The sequence below is a fragment of the Bacillus nitratireducens genome (genome assembly GCF_001884135.1).
Taxonomy (GTDB): domain Bacteria; phylum Bacillota; class Bacilli; order Bacillales; family Bacillaceae_G; genus Bacillus_A; species Bacillus_A nitratireducens.
This window is the reverse complement of sequence record NZ_MAOC01000035.1, coordinates 1-15,162: the sequence shown is the minus strand read 5'-3', so window position 1 is coordinate 15,162 and position 15,162 is coordinate 1. Positions and strand designations below refer to the sequence as shown.

The window sequence follows — 15,162 nt, the reverse complement described above, 5'->3', positions numbered from 1 at the left end:
AGCCTTTTTGTTATACAAATCAATAACTGTTTATCGTAAAACAATAAAAAATTGTTGATTTATAATGTGGCGGGGCTTATTATGATGGTAGTCGAAGGAATATAAAAAATTAATTGTGAAGTTAAAGGAGAATATATTATGAAAAACAAATATTTAGTAGCTATCGTACTGATATCGTTAGGAGTTACTTGTTTATTAATACATGGTGCAACTAGTAAAGTGGAGGAAAATGGTTTGCTTGTAGAACCTTTCTTTTTCCTAGTACCAATAAGTTATTTACTGTTCTTTAGTGGTATTGGTGTGTCGCTATTTGGATTTATTACTTCAAAGTTGAAGAAACAGCAATAGATACAGTGAAACTTTAATCAGTGGGGGTTTTGTTCATTCTCTACTGATTATTAGCTTTCACCAATCGGGATAAAACACTTACTATGAAATAGAAACATACGATAGGGAAGAAAAATAAAAAGTGAGCTGAATAATGATGAACCATTATTTTTACACTGGAAGGCAAGTAGGGCCAGCTATTACATTGGCCGGGGCACAGATGACAATTCAGGCAGTGCATCAGGCTATTCAAATGCAGCAACAAGCACAAGTAGCGCAAATGATTCAGAGCCAGTATATGTCGTATTCACAGCTTCCTGTGCAAAGTATACATTATGATGTGTATCCAGCTGGTTTATTTTCAATTCCATATGGGGCAACATACTTTTTATGAAAGAAAGCGAATGATAAGCGTCGCTTTCTTTTTTATATTCCGCCTAATTTCACCCCAAGGAATGCGAATGTGATACCGATTATATAAGTAGCACTTAAGTATAGAAGTAGTATGCCGAATTTTTTATTCTTAAAAAGCTGAACAGATTCTAATTTAAACGTTGAAAATGTAGTGAAGGCCCCCATAAATCCTGTGCCTAATAATAGTTTCCAGCTTGTAGTTATCCCAGTTCCAATTATATATCCGAGTAAAAATGCTCCCGTTATATTAATGAGGAATGTAGCAATTGGAAATGAAGTTTTATTTCTTTCTTTAAACCAATTACTAATTGCAAACCGTGTAATAGCACCGAAGAATCCTCCTGTTGCTACTAATAAAGCATTAATCATGATGGTTCACCTTCCTCAAGGTGTTTTTGTAGTAAAAAATCTCCAAGTGTATAGCCAAGCAAAGACATCATTAGACCGCCTAGCATACTACATGATACATATAAAAATGCGACACCAAAATGTGAGTGATTGATTAACTGTACAGTTTCGACGCTGAATGTTGAAAAGGTCGTAAATGAACCGATAAACCCAGTTCCAATCCCTGTAATAACTTCAGAAGATAAGACGTTTAACCGAGCGATATAGGTGGTCAACAAAGCGAGTAAGAAACAGCCAATTAAGTTAATCGTTAATGTAGCAATTGGTAATGAATGATGCCAAATCGTATCGATAGTAAAACCTAAGTAATAACGGGAAAGAGCTCCTAATATACCGGCTATGCCAACAATAATATATTTCAATTTCTTCACCTCTCTAATAGTTTACTCAAAAAAAATAGACTCCTACCAGTAGTCATACTGGTAGGAGTCATTAGCTACATAGCAGTTATGGCGAACTCCATCGCCTATAAGTTCACTTTATAGTGTACTAAATATTATTTTGGATTACCAATAAATATGTTAATGAAAAGTTCAGAAAGTAGGATTTGTTATATTCTCCGAAAGTGTAATTACGTTACAGTCGTGCCTTCTTAAATGCTATGATTGAATTTTAAGATAATTGCAATGAGGGATACAACGATTATTTATTAGCTAAATATAATGATATCAAGTTTTCTTTATGGTAAAATATTTCTTGTGTCTTTAATCTATCTTTATTTGACTGAAAATACAGAAAAATAAAATATTATTTAACAAAAAGGGGTCATGTATGTTGAAGAAATTTTTAAAAATAGTATTAACATTTATTTTAATAATAGCTGGTATTCTAGGTGGCTTTTTAGCTTATATGACACTTACAAAAGAACAGCCAGCGAATGTTTTAGACGTAAAGGTTGAAAACAACAAAGAGCGCGTACTGCAGCCAGGAAATGAATTTAAAGTTACAACATTTAATATTGGGTACGCTGGATTAGATAAGGAACAAGACTTCTTTATGGACGGAGGAAAGGGTTCTGGTTCGAGTAGTAAAGAACAGACTGAAGTAAACTTAAAGAAGATGCTTTCATTTTTACAAAATGAGAATAGTGATTTTACGTTATTGCAAGAAGTTGATATAAAATCCCACCGATCATTTGATGTAAATGAACATGAGTTTTTGAAAAAAGGATTACCTAATTATGCTTCGTCATTTGGGAAGAACTACGATACTAAGTGGGTTCCTGTCCCAGTCACAAAGCCGATGGGATATGCTGAGGGTGGATTAAGTACATTTTCTAAATATACAGTTCAAACAGCAACGCGGTTCCAACTACCAGGAATGGAGCCTTGGCCGAAGCGTTTATTCGATTTAGATCGTGCGATTGTTGAACATAAAATCCCTGTTGATAATGGGAAGTATGTTAGGCTCGTAAACATACATTTATCTGCTTATGATGAGGGCGGTAAAATTAGAAAGCAACAAGCAGAGTATTTAAAAGAATATATGAACAAGTGTTATCAAAACGGTGATTACGTAATATTAGGTGGAGATTGGAACCAGTTACTTTCTAATGTCCAACTAAGTGATCCTAAGTTTGTGAAAGAGCGTCCTGAATGGCTAGTAGAGTTACCGAAGGACTTCGCCGATGGAGGATTCCAATGGGCTGTAGATCCATCTGTTATGACGGTAAGGGATGATGTGAAGAAATATGTGGAAGGTGAAAACTTTGTCACTATTATTGATGGCTTTATCGTTTCGCCGAATGTTGAAATTGTAAATGTACAAGGGAAAGACTTAAAGTTTGAAAACAGTGATCATAACCCAGTTAGTGCGGTATTTAAATTGAAGTAATTGATACGTGGGGCTTCATAGAATATCTTCTAACAGGTGAAGTTGTCGTTATAAGATATTCTAGAAAAATAATATCACCTAAGAAGAGTACAAATAATGTGCTCTTTTTATACTTGGTAGGAATTTAATTGCTTTTCTCTTCGTTTTCTGCCAAGCTTAAGGAGAAAAATACTTCGAAGAAAGAAATATATAGGTGACGCATATGATTGAAGTTAAGACTTCTGAACTTAGTGATGGAGAATTTAATAGAGGTGTATTTGCAACTCGTGATATTAAAAAGGGTGAGTTGATACACTCAGCACCAGTTATCTCTTATCCGAATGAACAGCATGAACACATTGAGAAAACGTTACTTGCTGACTACGCATTTGAGTATGGGGTAAATCATACAGCATTCCTTTTAGGATACGGCATGTTATTTAATCATTCATATAAGCCGAATGCAACGTATGATATTGTCTTTGAGAATCATACGTTTAACTTCTTTGCTTACAAAGATATAAAAGCGGGAGAAGAGATTCTAATCAATTATAATGGTGAAGTTGATGATGATGAGCTGTTATGGTTTGATAAGGAAAAAGAAGAGAACGAAAAATAAATTAAAGAGTATAAAAAGAGCACATTCTGTTGGATGTGCTCTTTTGTATGAAATAAAAGGTATCGCGGATTATCTAATAAGTGAAAGGAAGGTGGATGAGATAAAATTAGTTAAAAAGAAATGAAAGGGATGCTCTTACGTAGGTAAGAGCATCTTTTTTTATTGAAGAAAATAAAGTAAAGATTACAAAAAAATACCACTTCCTTTTCGTGTGGTATAGTAAGATACTGAAGGATATTGCTTTGTAAAACCTATATATTTTACAAATTGTTGTCTATATGGTTACATGTCGAGTTTAGTAGCCCATTTGGGTTGCTTTATTATGCGATATATATTTTAATATGAATGGCACCTCTTATAATTTAAGAGGTTTATAGGTGTCTCGAATTGATTTTAGGTACACTGTATCCACCACTTTAGCTTTTGATTTGTATTGCATTTTTTATGTGGGGATATTATGGGCCCGTTGCTAGCGGGATAAAAAGATTATAGAAATAGAGGAATCGTAAAATGAATATGCAAGAGGTTTATAAATATTTAAGTACGGTATTGCCTGAAGGTCATGTAAAGAAAGATGAAATGCTAAAAGATCATACGCACATTAAAGTGGGTGGGAAAGCAGATGTATTTGTTGCGCCTACTAATTATGATGAGATTCAAGAAGTGATAAAGTATGCTAACGAATATAATATTCCAGTTACGTTTTTAGGAAACGGATCGAATGTTATTATTAAAGATGGTGGTCTTCGCGGGATCACAGTAAGTTTAATTCATATTACAGGTGTTACTGTAACAGGAACGACGATTGTAGCACAGTGTGGTGCAGCAATTATTGATGTATCACGTATTGCATTAGATCATAATTTAACGGGTCTTGAGTTTGCTTGTGGTATTCCAGGTTCAGTTGGCGGAGCGTTATATATGAATGCTGGTGCTTACGGCGGTGAAGTCTCGTTTGTATTAACAGAAGCTGTCGTAATGACAGGTGATGGAGAGCTACGTACTTTAACGAAAGAAGCATTTGAATTTGGATATCGTAAGAGTGTATTTGCGAACAACCATTACATTATTCTTGAAGCGAGATTTGAACTTGAAGAAGGTGTGCGTGAAGAAATTAAAGAAAAAATGGATGATTTAACGTTTAAGCGTGAATCAAAACAACCGTTAGAATATCCTTCATGTGGTAGTGTATTTAAGCGTCCACCAAATAATTTTGCAGGTAAGCTTATTCAAGACTCAGGACTGCAAGGTAAGCGAATTGGCGGAGTGGAGGTTTCTTTAAAACACGCTGGATTTATGGTGAATGTTGATAACGGAACGGCACAAGATTATATCGATTTAATTCATTTTGTACAAAAAACTGTTGAAGAGAAATTCGGTGTGAAATTAGAGCGAGAAGTAAGGATTATTGGAGAAGATCTACAATAATCTTTGAATAAAAAGCGTATAAAGTATGAATTATTTCGAAATAATATTTGGATATTGTTGACATTTTGTTTTCAATTCAATATAATGGCTAATAATTTAACAAATAATATACGTTGAAAGAGCCCAGTAGCAGTTTGTCACTGTTATCAAAGAGAGCTAGGGGTGCTGGAACCTAGCACAAACAAACTTGTGAATTACACTCTGGAGTATCTTAGGTAATGCTAAGCGGATTGGCAATCGATATTATTGCTAAGAGTGGTATGAATAGCTATGCTATTTATACAAACTGGGTGGTAACACGGTGAATAATCGTCCCTATGTCATAGACATAGGGACTTTTTGTTTTTCAAAAAATAAAGGGGATGACAAAAGATGAATATCATTGATGAATTAGAATGGCGCGGCGCCATTAATCAACAAACGGACGAAGAAGGTTTACGTGAGCTAGTAGAAGAGAAAAAGATTTCACTATACTGCGGAGTGGATCCGACTGGTGATAGTATGCATATCGGACATTTGATTCCGTTTATGATGATGAAGAGATTCCAATTAGCTGGTCATCATCCTGTTATTTTAATTGGCGGGGCAACAGGAACAATTGGTGACCCGAGTGGACGTCAATCAGAGCGTCAACTGCAAACGTTAGAAGTAGTCCAGCATAATGTGGATGCGTTAACAGCACAAATGAAAAAGCTATTTGATTTCGGCGGCAATAGCGAAGTGAAGATGGTAAATAACTATGACTGGACACATGAGATAAACATTATCGAATTTTTACGTGATTACGGCAAAAACTTTAGCATAAATAGCATGTTAGCAAAAGATATTGTAGCAAGTCGTTTGGACACTGGAATTTCTTTCACAGAGTTCACGTACCAAATCTTGCAAGCGATGGATTTCCATCATTTATACACAAAAGAAGATGTTCAACTGCAAATTGGTGGTAGTGACCAATGGGGAAATATTACGAGTGGTTTAGATTTAATTCGTAAGTTAGAAGGTCATGAAGCGAAAGTATTTGGATTAACGATTCCATTATTATTAAAATCAGATGGTACGAAGTTTGGTAAATCAGCAGGTGGTGCGGTTTGGCTTGATCCGGAAAAAACAACACCGTTTGAATTTTACCAGTTCTGGGTGAATACAGATGACCGTGATGTAATTAAATACTTGAAATACTTTACGTTCTTACAGAAAGAGCGAATTGATGAATTGATAGCGAAGGTAGAAACAGAGCCTCATAAACGTGAAGCACAAAAAGTATTAGCGGAAGAAATGACGAAATTCGTTCACGGAGAAGAGGCATTTTTGCAAGCTGTGAAAATTACAGCGGCGTTATTTAGCGGAGATATTAAATCGTTAACAGCTGATGAAATTGAGCAAGGCTTTAAAGAGATGCCGACATTTGAGTCTTCAAAAGAGAAGAAAAATATCGTAGAGTGGCTAGTTGATTTAGGGATTGAGCCATCTAGAAGACAAGCACGTGAAGACATTAATAATGGAGCTATATCTATGAATGGTGAAAAAGTAACGGATGTAGCTACGGATGTTACTGTAGAAAATTCATTTGATGGACGATTTATTATTATTCGTAAAGGGAAGAAGAACTACAGCTTAGTGAAATTGGGAGAATAGTTTTTGTGAAAGAGCGGAAGTAGGGAAGATATCTACTTCCGCTTTTTTCATATACACAATTTTGAGATAAAAGAGTCAGTATATTTTGATAATTAAAGAGGGTTATATGATTCTGTTGCCGAATAAATAAATTAGAGAAAATTACGGATAAAAATAGCCCGAACCATGCAGGGCATGATTCGGGCTTATATTCAGATTAGTAAGCTAAGCTGAATAGACCTTTAATGTGTGATAAGTAGCGAACGTTACTTGCTTCTTTCATTAATGATGCTGGTAGACCTTTAAGTGGAGTATTGCTTGCTCCGATTGTAGCAACAGCATCTTTACGTCCTAGACTAGCAAGTGTTCCAGAGTTTACAGGTGCGAACTCTTCGAATGCTTTGCCTTCTAGTGCTGCGTATAAGTTGTATCCAATTAACTCACCCATTTGCCAAGCGATCTGTGCAGTTGGTGGGTATGGACGACCGTCTTCAGCAAAGACAACAGCGCTGTCTCCAGCAACGAATACGTCTTTGTGAGAAGTAGATTGTAGGTGTGCATCAACTGTTGCACGGCCACGGTTTACTTCAAGACCTGATTCACCGATTAATGGGTTACCTTGTACGCCGCCTGTCCAAACGAATGTGTTAGCAACAAGTTTTTGACCGTCTTTTAAGTCGATTTCATTGCCAGCAACGTTTGTTACAGGAAGACCTGTTAAGAATGTAACACCGCGTGCTTCTAGGCTAGTAGTTGCACGTTCGATTAAGTGGTCTGGTAATACTGGAAGGATTTTTGGACCTGCTTCAACAAGAAGAAGTTTAACTTCTTTTGGATTTACGCCGTGGCTTTTTGCAAGTTTAGGCATAATGTCAGCAAGCTCACCAACTAGCTCAACACCAGTTAATCCGCCACCACCGATTACGATTGTAGCGTCAGCTTCGTTTTTCGTTTTAGCGTATTCACGAATACGGTCTTCAACGTGTTTGTAGATTTTGTTTGCATCAGCAGCAGATTTTAATACCATGCTGTTTTCTTCTAGTCCTGGAATACCGAAGTAAGCAGTTTTACTTCCTAAAGCAACTACAAGTGCATCGTAAGATAAAGTAGTGCCACCAGCTAGTTTAATTTCTTTGCTATCAACTGAGAATGACTCAACTGTTGCGATTTTAAGATCGATGTCTTTGCCTTTGAAAAGCTTTGTAAGTGGCATTGCAATTGCTTGCTCAGCAACGTTACCAGCTGCAAGGCGGTGTAGTTCAGTGATGATTTGGTGTGTTGGGTATTGGTTAATCACTGTAACTTGTGCTTCTGATTTGCTGTAATATTTACGTACGTTTAAAGCGGCAAGAAGACCGCCATAACCAGCGCCTAAGATGACAATTTGTTTTGACATAGTATGATATCCCCCGTCTTTACTAATTGTTGTTATAAATTAAATTATTTATTATTACGTTCTGCACTAATTTGAAGGTATGCGTTCACAAAACGGAACATTTTTTGTGCTTGTGGGTCTTTTAGTAATTTTAATAGACCGAACAGGCCGATAACTTCGTTGCTTTCGTCAGCACGATCTTTCGCTTCGATAGCAGTTGCAGCCATGCCTTTCACTGTATCTTTTACAGGTTCTACAAGCTCTGTGATTGCACTAACAGTGTCGCTTTTTAATACTTCATCAGTAGCAACAGTTTGAGCGAAGTCATACGACTTAGTTAAAATATTAACAAGCTCAGTTAATTTTGGAAGCTGTTCTACTAGTGTAGTTAATGATTCTTGTACCTCAGGTTTTAACAACTGATCAAGTACATCAAGTTGTCCTTGGCTAGCAGAAATTTGTACAGTTTCTTGTTCTGGCTTTGTTTGAGTCATAGTTTCTGGCATCTCCAATTCTCCTTTACGATAGCAATACTCTTATTTTTGATAGGTAAGATAGTAAACGTTTGCGAAACTTTATACAAAGTTTCACAAAGCACAATAAAATGCCTTTAAATTTATGATAGCAAGTAAGCTGAAATCATAAATCCAAAACCATAATGTCCTACCTATTATTTATGAACTGTCCGATACATGGCTTGTCCGCATAATGGAAAGGTCCTTTATCGGAAAGTGTATATAATATATATCCTATATTATATACTATATACACGTATGTTAACATAAAAATGATTCCTAATTATTTGATATTGAGCGTATAACCTAGTACTGACAAGGCATGAAAGCGCATAAATTATTTTACTTAAATTAGAAATGTATATATATATATAAAGGGAAAAAGGAAAAAATGGACAAATTTATGTTCATTTTTTCCTTTTTCTTATTGTTCATCCTCTGTGATTAGCATCGATGTGTTACCACCTTTTTCAAGATGGCATTCGCCCCAAGTACAAAGAGAATCGAGAATTGATTCTAAAGACCATCCGTAGTCAGTAAGGGAATATTCTACTTTTGGTGGTACTTGATTGTATACTTTTCTTTGAATAACCCCGTCTACTTCTAACTCGCGTAATTGCTGTGTTAACATCTTTTGTGTAATACCAGGCATTAAACGTTTTAGTTCACTCGTTCTCTTTGTACCTTTCGTTAAATGGCAAAGAATAACGACTTTCCATTTTCCACCGATGACCTCTAAAGTCGCCTCGACAGGAATATTATATTTCTTCATATAAAAATCTCCTTTGATGAATGTAAATTTCAGTTCTTCAACGAAAGAAGCTAAATAAGTTAAATGTTACTTTTTAGTGCCTATAGCACTTTAAAGTACGTACTTTTTATCGTGTTGAATATGTTTCATAATAGCATACGTAAGAGGGAAATGAGTAGTACGGTACTAAAAAGTGCCTATGTTACTTTTTGGTACCTATCGTACTTTAAAGTGCGTTCTTCAAAAAAAGAGTGAAGCCATTCATAATAGCATATATCAGCAGTAACATTATTTTTGTAGAAGATAAAAAGGCCTTTTTATCATACTATTATGATTGGATTTCTCGTATTAAGGAGGAGTTCAATTGAATTCATATACAGTATCATCTTCGGAAGTTCAGACGAATCGAAGAAGTATGTTTGCGTTATTAGCACTAGCAATTAGTGCATTTGGAATTGGTACAACCGAGTTTATTAGCGTCGGATTATTACCATCTATTTCAGAAGATTTACATGTTTCCGTTACAACAGCGGGTTTAACGGTTTCTTTATATGCATTAGGGGTAGCATCCGGTGCTCCTGTCTTAACTTCGCTAACAGCTAGTATGTCGCGAAAGACATTATTAATGTGGATTATGATTATTTTCATTATTGGTAATGGGATTGCAGCGGTAGCAACAAGTTTTACTGTGTTACTTATCGCTAGGGTTGTATCTGCTTTCGCACATGGCGTTTTTATGTCAATCGGATCTACAATTGCGGCCGCACTTGTACCAGAGAATAAACGAGCTAGTGCAATTGCTTTTATGTTTACTGGTTTAACGGTTGCGACGATTACAGGTGTACCGATTGGAACGTTCATTGGTCAACAGTTTGGCTGGAGAGCTTCCTTTATGGTAATTGTTGTGATTGGAATTGTTGCTTTCATCGCCAATAGTATGCTGATTCCGTCTAACTTGAAAAAAGGTACATCCGTATCATTTCGTGATCAATTTAAACTGATCACGAACGGAAGGTTATTACTTGTTTTCATTATTACTGCATTAGGATACGGGGGAACATTCGTAACATTTACGTATTTATCTCCGCTACTACAAGAAGTAACGGGATTTAAATCAAGTACCGTTACAGTCATTTTATTAGTGTACGGGATTGCAATTGCGATTGGGAATATGGTCGGCGGAAAATTATCGAACCATAATCCAATTCGAGCGCTATTTTACATGTTCTTTATTCAAGCGATTGTATTATTCGTTTTAACATTTACAGCACCTTTTAAAGTCGCTGGGTTAGTCACAATTATTTTTATGGGATTATTTGCATTTATGAATGTTCCAGGGCTACAAGTGTATGTCGTTATATTGGCTGAGAGATTTGTTCCAAGTGCTGTTGATGTGGCATCAGCGATTAACATTGCAGCATTTAACGCAGGAATTGCTCTTGGTGCTTACTTAGGTGGTATTGTAACGAACTCGTTAGGATTAATTCATACAGCTTGGGTAGGCGGCATTATGGTAGCAGGGGCTGTTATTTTAACAGCGTGGAGTATGACATTAGAAAAAAAGATCAAGTGAAATAAGGGAGAGAAAATATAATGAAAAATTTACAAAGTAAAACAACATTGCATAATGGTGTGGAAATGCCTTGGTTCGGTTTAGGTGTATTTAAAGTAGAAGATGGACCAGAACTTGTAGAGGCTGTGAAAGTGGCGATTAAAGAAGGATACCGCAGTATCGATACAGCTGCGATTTATGGGAATGAAAAAGCAGTTGGAGAAGGCATTCGCGCTGGTATAAAAGAAGCGGGAATCTCTCGAGAAGATTTATTCATTACTTCAAAAGTGTGGAATGCAGATCAAGGATATGAAACAACACTTGCTGCATATGAAGAGAGTTTAAAGAAGTTAGAACTAGATTATTTAGATTTATATCTTGTTCATTGGCCTGTTGAAGGGAAATGCAAAGATACGTGGAGAGCGTTAGAAACACTTTATAAAGAAGAGCGTGTGCGTGCAATTGGCGTGAGTAACTTCCAAATCCATCATCTGAAGGATGTACTAGAAGGCGCAGAGATTAAACCGATGATTAATCAAGTAGAATATCACCCACGTTTAACACAAAAAGAATTACAAGCTTTCTGTAAAGAGCAAGGAATTCAAATGGAAGCATGGTCACCACTTATGCAAGGTCAGTTGTTAGATAATGAAACATTACAAGAAGTTGCTGATAAGTACGGTAAAACAACAGCGCAAATCATTTTACGTTGGGATCTTCAAAATGAAGTTGTAACAATTCCGAAGTCAACGAAAGAACATCGTATTATTGCGAATGCAAGTATATTTGATTTTGAATTAACAAAAGAAGACATTGAAAAGATTGATGCTTTAAATCAAGACCACCGCGTCGGTCCAGATCCTGATAACTTTGATTTCTAAACTTATAGTGGAAGAAAGAGTGCAAACAGTTTGCACTCTTTTTTGTTTTGCTTATGCATAAAAAAAGTTTCTAACTAAATAATAAACAGTATTAAATCTGTTATTTTATAAGGGGTTGTAAACATGAATATAAAACGATCGTTCAAGCTAATGGCCGCTTTTTTGAGTGTTTTATTTGTATTTGCGAACTTATTATTTCCACTTCAAAAAGCATTCGCGGAAGTTATGGATCATACAAAGTATGAAATGGATTGGAGTTATAGTAGGTCAAAGAAGAAACCAATTCGAACAGAGCTTATTAAAACGGCAGATGGAAAAATTGCATTTTGCTTAAATGTAGATTTGAAATCTCCGAGCGGTCAAGACTTACCTGAAATGGGTAAAGTAGATATTAACGTATACCGTGTACTATTAAACGGGTATCCGCAGAAGAGTCCACAAGAATTAGGCGTTTCCGATTGGAGAGAGGCACATTACGCAACGCAGCTTGCGGTGTGGAATGCGTTAAAACAAATTGATATTAACGATTTAGATTTCCGTAATAAAAATGTAGAAAAAGTAACGAAAGATATCGTTGCAAAAGCAAACGCTAGTGAAGAACTACAAGAAATTACGATGAGTGTAGTACCATCAGAAGAACAACAAGCAGTATTGAAAAATGATTTCTTTGAAACAGGATTATATACAGTAGAAACAAACGCGAAAAGTGGAACGTATAAGGTGCAAGCAACAGGTGCTCCAGAAGGCGCGAAATTTGTAAATGAAAAAGGTGAAGCGAAAACTGAATTTAATGTAGGAGAGAAATTCCGCATTTTAATTCCGAAACAAACACCAGCGGGTGGATTTAGCTTTAAAGTATCAGGAAATTTAACGAAGTTACAAGGAATTGCACATAAAGGAACACCAACGATTCAAAATGCGGTTGTGTTACTTGAGCGTAGTGAAGAAAAAACAAGTCCAGAGTTGGCGGTAAGTTGGAAAAAAGCAAATGGTCATGATAATAAACCAAATAAACCCTATACACCAAATGAACCACATAAACCGAATCAATATAACAGATGATAAAAAAGCTCGTAAACATTATGTTTACGAGCTTTTTCTATTACTCAGCTTCAGAAACAACTGTGAAGCGTTCATTTACGTGTTTTGGATTTTCAATTTCATCAAGTGCTGCAACTGCGAAGTCTTCGTAGCTTACGTAGCTATCACCTTTTGCGTTAACAAGAAGGTTGTCTTTTCCAGCTGTATAAGAACCAGTACGTTTTCCTAATGCAAATAGTGCAGAAGGACTGATAAATGTCCAAGTGATATCGTTTGTTTGTTGCAGGATTTCTAAGTTTTTTCCTTGGTTTTGAGCTGTTGCAAGGTATTCATTTGGGAAACCTGGTGTATCAAATACACGTGTTGTTTTTTCTTCGTCTACAAATAAGCTTCCTGCGCCGCCAACAACAAGTAATTTAGTATTAGGTGCACCTTTCATAGCTTCAATTAGTACGTTTCCTGCATCTACGTGAAGGTGTTCTTCGCCTCCTGGAGCGCCGAATGCATTTACAACTACGTCAAATGCTTGTAGGTCATTAGATGTAAGAGAGAATACATCTTTCTCTAAAACATTTACATTTTCTTCTGTAATTTTTGCAGCGTTTCTTACGATTGCAGTTACGTCATGTCCGCGATTTAATGCTTCTTTTAAAATACGACTTCCTGCTTTACCAGTTGCTCCGATGATTCCGATTTTCATAATAAATCCCTCCAAAGTGTTTTGTTAAAGTGTATATCTGAAAGTAAATGAATGTATTGTAATTAGGTTTGTTACAACCTGTTGTAATCATTATAGTTACAGGTTTGTGATTTTGTCAATGGTGTTGTTTAGAGAATTATTTTTTGTTTTAGTATGCGCAACTAGTGAATGTGAAGTCATAAAAGAACATTGGGTTCGTTTTATGAACCTAATATTTGGAAGTCGTAAAGTGTCGAAAGATGTTGATTTTTGAATATATTTTGAATATAATTCGATTTATGGAGAAAAGGAGGGGTTAATTGTATGAATATGTTAGAACAATTCGTTTCATCAACGAATACAATTCTTTGGTCATATATTCTTATTGCAATGTTAATTGGTTTAGGGCTTTATTTTTCTATTAAATTGAAATTCGTACAACTTACTCATTTAGGGGAAATGATTCGATTAATGAGTGATGGATTAACTGGAAAGACGCGTAAAAAAGGCAGTGTATCATCATTCCAAGCATTTTGTATGAGTTCAGCAGCTCGTATTGGAATCGGGAACTTAGCTGGTGTAGCGCTAGCTATTTCTATGGGAGGACCAGGAGCTGTATTTTGGATGTGGGTTATTGCGATTATTGGGGCGTCTTCAAGTTTCGTAGAAAGTACGCTTGCGCAAATTTATAAAATAAAAGATGGCAGCGGCTTCCGTGGTGGTCCTGCTTATTATATGGAAAAAGGTTTAAATAAACGTTGGATGGGAATTTGGTTCTCTATCCTTATTACAATTAGTTACGGTTTAATTTTCAACTCAGTACAAGCAAATACAGTGACATTAGCATTTAAAAATGCTTTTGGCATTGAGCGTTATGTTGTAGGGATTGTACTTGCAGCATTAGTTGCGATTATTATTTTTGGCGGTGTGAAAAGTATTGCGCGTATGTCAGAAATGATTGTTCCGCCGATGGCAATTATTTATATTGCAGTAGCTGTTTTCGTTGTTATTAAAAACTTCTATTTAATACCGGATGTTTTCACAGAAATCTTTAAAGGTGCATTTGGGTTAGATTCAGCTGTAGGTGGCGGTATTGGTGCTGCAATGAAGTTTGGTATTCAGCGCGGATTATTTGCGAATGAAGCAGGTATGGGTAGTGCACCGAATGCGGCTGCAACAGCGGATGTAACACATCCAGCTAAACAAGGATTTATTCAAACAATTGGAGTGTTAGTAGATACATTCTTAGTATGTACATCAACGGCGTTTATCGTACTATGTTCTGGTGCATATAAAGCAACAAATTTAGAAGGTATTGAACTAACGCAAAACGCATTAAGTTCACAAATCGGCCCATGGGCAAGTAGCTTCCTAGCGATTATTATTTTCTTATTTGCATTTAGTTCACTTCTAGGAAACTATTATTATGGTGAAACGAATATTGAATTTATTAAACAAAGTAAAACTTGGTTAACAATTTACCGTATTGCGGTAGTGGGAATGGTATTATTCGGTTCTGTTGCGACGCTTCAAGTTGTATGGAATATGGCAGATTTATTTATGGGTCTAATGGTAATTACAAACTTAATTGCGATTACACTTCTTGGACGATTTGCGTATGCAGCATTAGCGGACTATGTGAAACAAAAGAAACAAGGAAAAGATCCAGTCTTCAGTGCAGATTCTATCCCTGGTTTAATGAACACAGAGTGTTGGGATAAGCCGGCGGTAACTGATAAAGAAAAA

At 36.0% G+C, this 15,162-nt stretch carries 16 protein-coding genes, 1 riboswitch and 1 other annotated feature; of the genes, 10 read left to right on the top strand and 6 right to left on the bottom strand.

Translation table 11 applies throughout. The features are described from left to right. The first annotated feature begins 138 nt into the window (after nt 1-138). A complete protein-coding gene (locus tag BAU23_RS13445; protein ID WP_044738054.1) occupies nt 139-348 on the top strand; it encodes a DUF3955 domain-containing protein in 210 nt (69 codons plus the stop codon). Between the two features lie 133 nt (nt 349-481). Continuing rightward, complete coding sequence (locus tag BAU23_RS13440; RefSeq protein WP_071734629.1) at nt 482-721, top strand: DUF3947 family protein; 240 nt, start codon at nt 482-484, stop codon at nt 719-721. A 32-nt stretch (nt 722-753) separates the two neighbouring features. On the opposite strand, the gene crcB (BAU23_RS13435) is transcribed toward BAU23_RS13440, so the two are convergent. Both crcB (BAU23_RS13435) and crcB (BAU23_RS13430) read right to left on the bottom strand, forming a co-directional pair. Then, nucleotides 754-1,110 (bottom strand): fluoride efflux transporter CrcB, encoded by a 357-nt coding sequence (gene crcB / locus BAU23_RS13435; RefSeq protein ID WP_071734628.1) that lies wholly within the window; start codon nt 1,108-1,110, stop codon nt 754-756. Continuing rightward, on the bottom strand, nt 1,107-1,511 hold the full coding sequence (crcB, locus tag BAU23_RS13430; protein ID WP_071734627.1) for a fluoride efflux transporter CrcB: 405 nt from the start codon (nt 1,509-1,511) through the stop codon (nt 1,107-1,109). The genes crcB (BAU23_RS13435) and crcB (BAU23_RS13430) overlap by 4 nt, the downstream gene beginning before the upstream one ends. A gap of 54 nt (nt 1,512-1,565) precedes the next feature. Continuing rightward, a riboswitch (Fluoride riboswitch) is annotated at nt 1,566-1,625 on the bottom strand. 298 nt (nt 1,626-1,923) lie between these two features. Here crcB (BAU23_RS13430) and BAU23_RS13425 point away from each other — a divergent pair. The 4 genes from BAU23_RS13425 (at nt 1,924) to tyrS (ending at nt 6,643) form a co-directional block, all read left to right on the top strand. Beyond that, nucleotides 1,924-2,982 carry an endonuclease/exonuclease/phosphatase family protein gene (locus BAU23_RS13425; RefSeq protein ID WP_071734639.1) on the top strand — a complete coding sequence of 353 codons (1,059 nt, stop codon included), beginning with the start codon at nt 1,924-1,926 and terminating at the stop codon, nt 2,980-2,982. Nucleotides 2,983-3,184: 202 nt separating this feature from the next. Further along, nucleotides 3,185-3,580 (top strand): SET domain-containing protein, encoded by a 396-nt coding sequence (locus BAU23_RS13420; protein WP_000573656.1) that lies wholly within the window; start codon nt 3,185-3,187, stop codon nt 3,578-3,580. Nucleotides 3,581-4,090: 510 nt separating this feature from the next. Next, nucleotides 4,091-5,008 (top strand): UDP-N-acetylmuramate dehydrogenase, encoded by a 918-nt coding sequence (murB, locus tag BAU23_RS13415; RefSeq protein ID WP_016130820.1) that lies wholly within the window; start codon nt 4,091-4,093, stop codon nt 5,006-5,008. Between the two features lie 104 nt (nt 5,009-5,112). Next, nucleotides 5,113-5,328: a binding site (T-box leader), on the top strand. Between the two features lie 52 nt (nt 5,329-5,380). Further along, nucleotides 5,381-6,643, top strand: a complete 1,263-nt coding sequence (gene tyrS / locus BAU23_RS13410; RefSeq protein WP_071734626.1) for a tyrosine--tRNA ligase — start codon at nt 5,381-5,383, stop codon at nt 6,641-6,643. 196 nt (nt 6,644-6,839) lie between these two features. Here the strand turns inward: tyrS and BAU23_RS13405 are convergent, their stop codons facing one another. The 3 genes from BAU23_RS13405 to BAU23_RS13395 all read right to left on the bottom strand — a co-directional run bounded on the left by BAU23_RS13405 (nt 6,840) and on the right by BAU23_RS13395 (nt 9,284). Then, the gene (locus BAU23_RS13405; protein ID WP_000043193.1) at nt 6,840-8,018 is read right to left on the bottom strand and encodes an NAD(P)/FAD-dependent oxidoreductase; all 1,179 of its coding nucleotides are present in this window, start codon (nt 8,016-8,018) and stop codon (nt 6,840-6,842) included. Nucleotides 8,019-8,062: 44 nt separating this feature from the next. After that, nucleotides 8,063-8,503, bottom strand: coding sequence for a DUF1641 domain-containing protein (locus BAU23_RS13400; RefSeq protein ID WP_001115312.1), 441 nt, complete (start codon nt 8,501-8,503; stop codon nt 8,063-8,065). Nucleotides 8,504-8,936: 433 nt separating this feature from the next. Further along, nucleotides 8,937-9,284 (bottom strand): winged helix-turn-helix transcriptional regulator, encoded by a 348-nt coding sequence (locus BAU23_RS13395; RefSeq protein ID WP_000760479.1) that lies wholly within the window; start codon nt 9,282-9,284, stop codon nt 8,937-8,939. Nucleotides 9,285-9,678: 394 nt separating this feature from the next. Here BAU23_RS13395 and BAU23_RS13390 point away from each other — a divergent pair, with 394 nt between their 5' ends. The 3 genes from BAU23_RS13390 (at nt 9,679) to BAU23_RS13380 (ending at nt 12,758) form a co-directional block, all read left to right on the top strand. Then, nucleotides 9,679-10,836: an MFS transporter gene (locus tag BAU23_RS13390; RefSeq protein ID WP_208611243.1), complete on the top strand. Its 1,158-nt coding sequence runs from the start codon at nt 9,679-9,681 to the stop codon at nt 10,834-10,836. Between the two features lie 20 nt (nt 10,837-10,856). Beyond that, entirely contained in the window at nt 10,857-11,696 is an 840-nt protein-coding gene (locus BAU23_RS13385; protein WP_071734624.1) for an aldo/keto reductase, read from the top strand. Between the two features lie 123 nt (nt 11,697-11,819). Continuing rightward, complete coding sequence (locus BAU23_RS13380; RefSeq protein ID WP_001022612.1) at nt 11,820-12,758, top strand: thioester domain-containing protein; 939 nt, start codon at nt 11,820-11,822, stop codon at nt 12,756-12,758. 40 nt (nt 12,759-12,798) lie between these two features. Here the strand turns inward: BAU23_RS13380 and BAU23_RS13375 are convergent, their stop codons facing one another. After that, nucleotides 12,799-13,437, bottom strand: coding sequence for an NAD(P)-dependent oxidoreductase (locus BAU23_RS13375; RefSeq protein ID WP_071734623.1), 639 nt, complete (start codon nt 13,435-13,437; stop codon nt 12,799-12,801). Between the two features lie 303 nt (nt 13,438-13,740). On the opposite strand from BAU23_RS13375, the gene BAU23_RS13370 reads away from it, so the two are divergent. Beyond that, the coding region (locus BAU23_RS13370) for an alanine/glycine:cation symporter family protein (protein ID WP_071734622.1) at nt 13,741-15,162 on the top strand (1,422 nt) is incomplete at its 3' end.

What these genes read in the sequence shown, in the direction of transcription:
- BAU23_RS13445 (WP_044738054.1), top strand. Translation starts at nt 139, where the DNA reads ATGAAAAACAAATATTTAGTAGCTATCGTACTGATATCGTTAGGAGTT.
- BAU23_RS13440 (WP_071734629.1), top strand. Translation starts at nt 482, where the DNA reads ATGATGAACCATTATTTTTACACTGGAAGGCAAGTAGGGCCAGCTATT.
- crcB (WP_071734628.1), bottom strand. Translation starts at nt 1,110, where the DNA reads ATGATTAATGCTTTATTAGTAGCAACAGGAGGATTCTTCGGTGCTATT.
- BAU23_RS13420 (WP_000573656.1), top strand. Translation starts at nt 3,185, where the DNA reads ATGATTGAAGTTAAGACTTCTGAACTTAGTGATGGAGAATTTAATAGA.
- murB (WP_016130820.1), top strand. Translation starts at nt 4,091, where the DNA reads ATGAATATGCAAGAGGTTTATAAATATTTAAGTACGGTATTGCCTGAA.
- tyrS (WP_071734626.1), top strand. Translation starts at nt 5,381, where the DNA reads ATGAATATCATTGATGAATTAGAATGGCGCGGCGCCATTAATCAACAA.
- BAU23_RS13405 (WP_000043193.1), bottom strand. Translation starts at nt 8,018, where the DNA reads ATGTCAAAACAAATTGTCATCTTAGGCGCTGGTTATGGCGGTCTTCTT.
- BAU23_RS13400 (WP_001115312.1), bottom strand. Translation starts at nt 8,503, where the DNA reads ATGCCAGAAACTATGACTCAAACAAAGCCAGAACAAGAAACTGTACAA.
- BAU23_RS13395 (WP_000760479.1), bottom strand. Translation starts at nt 9,284, where the DNA reads ATGAAGAAATATAATATTCCTGTCGAGGCGACTTTAGAGGTCATCGGT.
- BAU23_RS13390 (WP_208611243.1), top strand. Translation starts at nt 9,679, where the DNA reads ATGTTTGCGTTATTAGCACTAGCAATTAGTGCATTTGGAATTGGTACA.
- BAU23_RS13385 (WP_071734624.1), top strand. Translation starts at nt 10,857, where the DNA reads ATGAAAAATTTACAAAGTAAAACAACATTGCATAATGGTGTGGAAATG.
- BAU23_RS13380 (WP_001022612.1), top strand. Translation starts at nt 11,820, where the DNA reads ATGAATATAAAACGATCGTTCAAGCTAATGGCCGCTTTTTTGAGTGTT.
- BAU23_RS13375 (WP_071734623.1), bottom strand. Translation starts at nt 13,437, where the DNA reads ATGAAAATCGGAATCATCGGAGCAACTGGTAAAGCAGGAAGTCGTATT.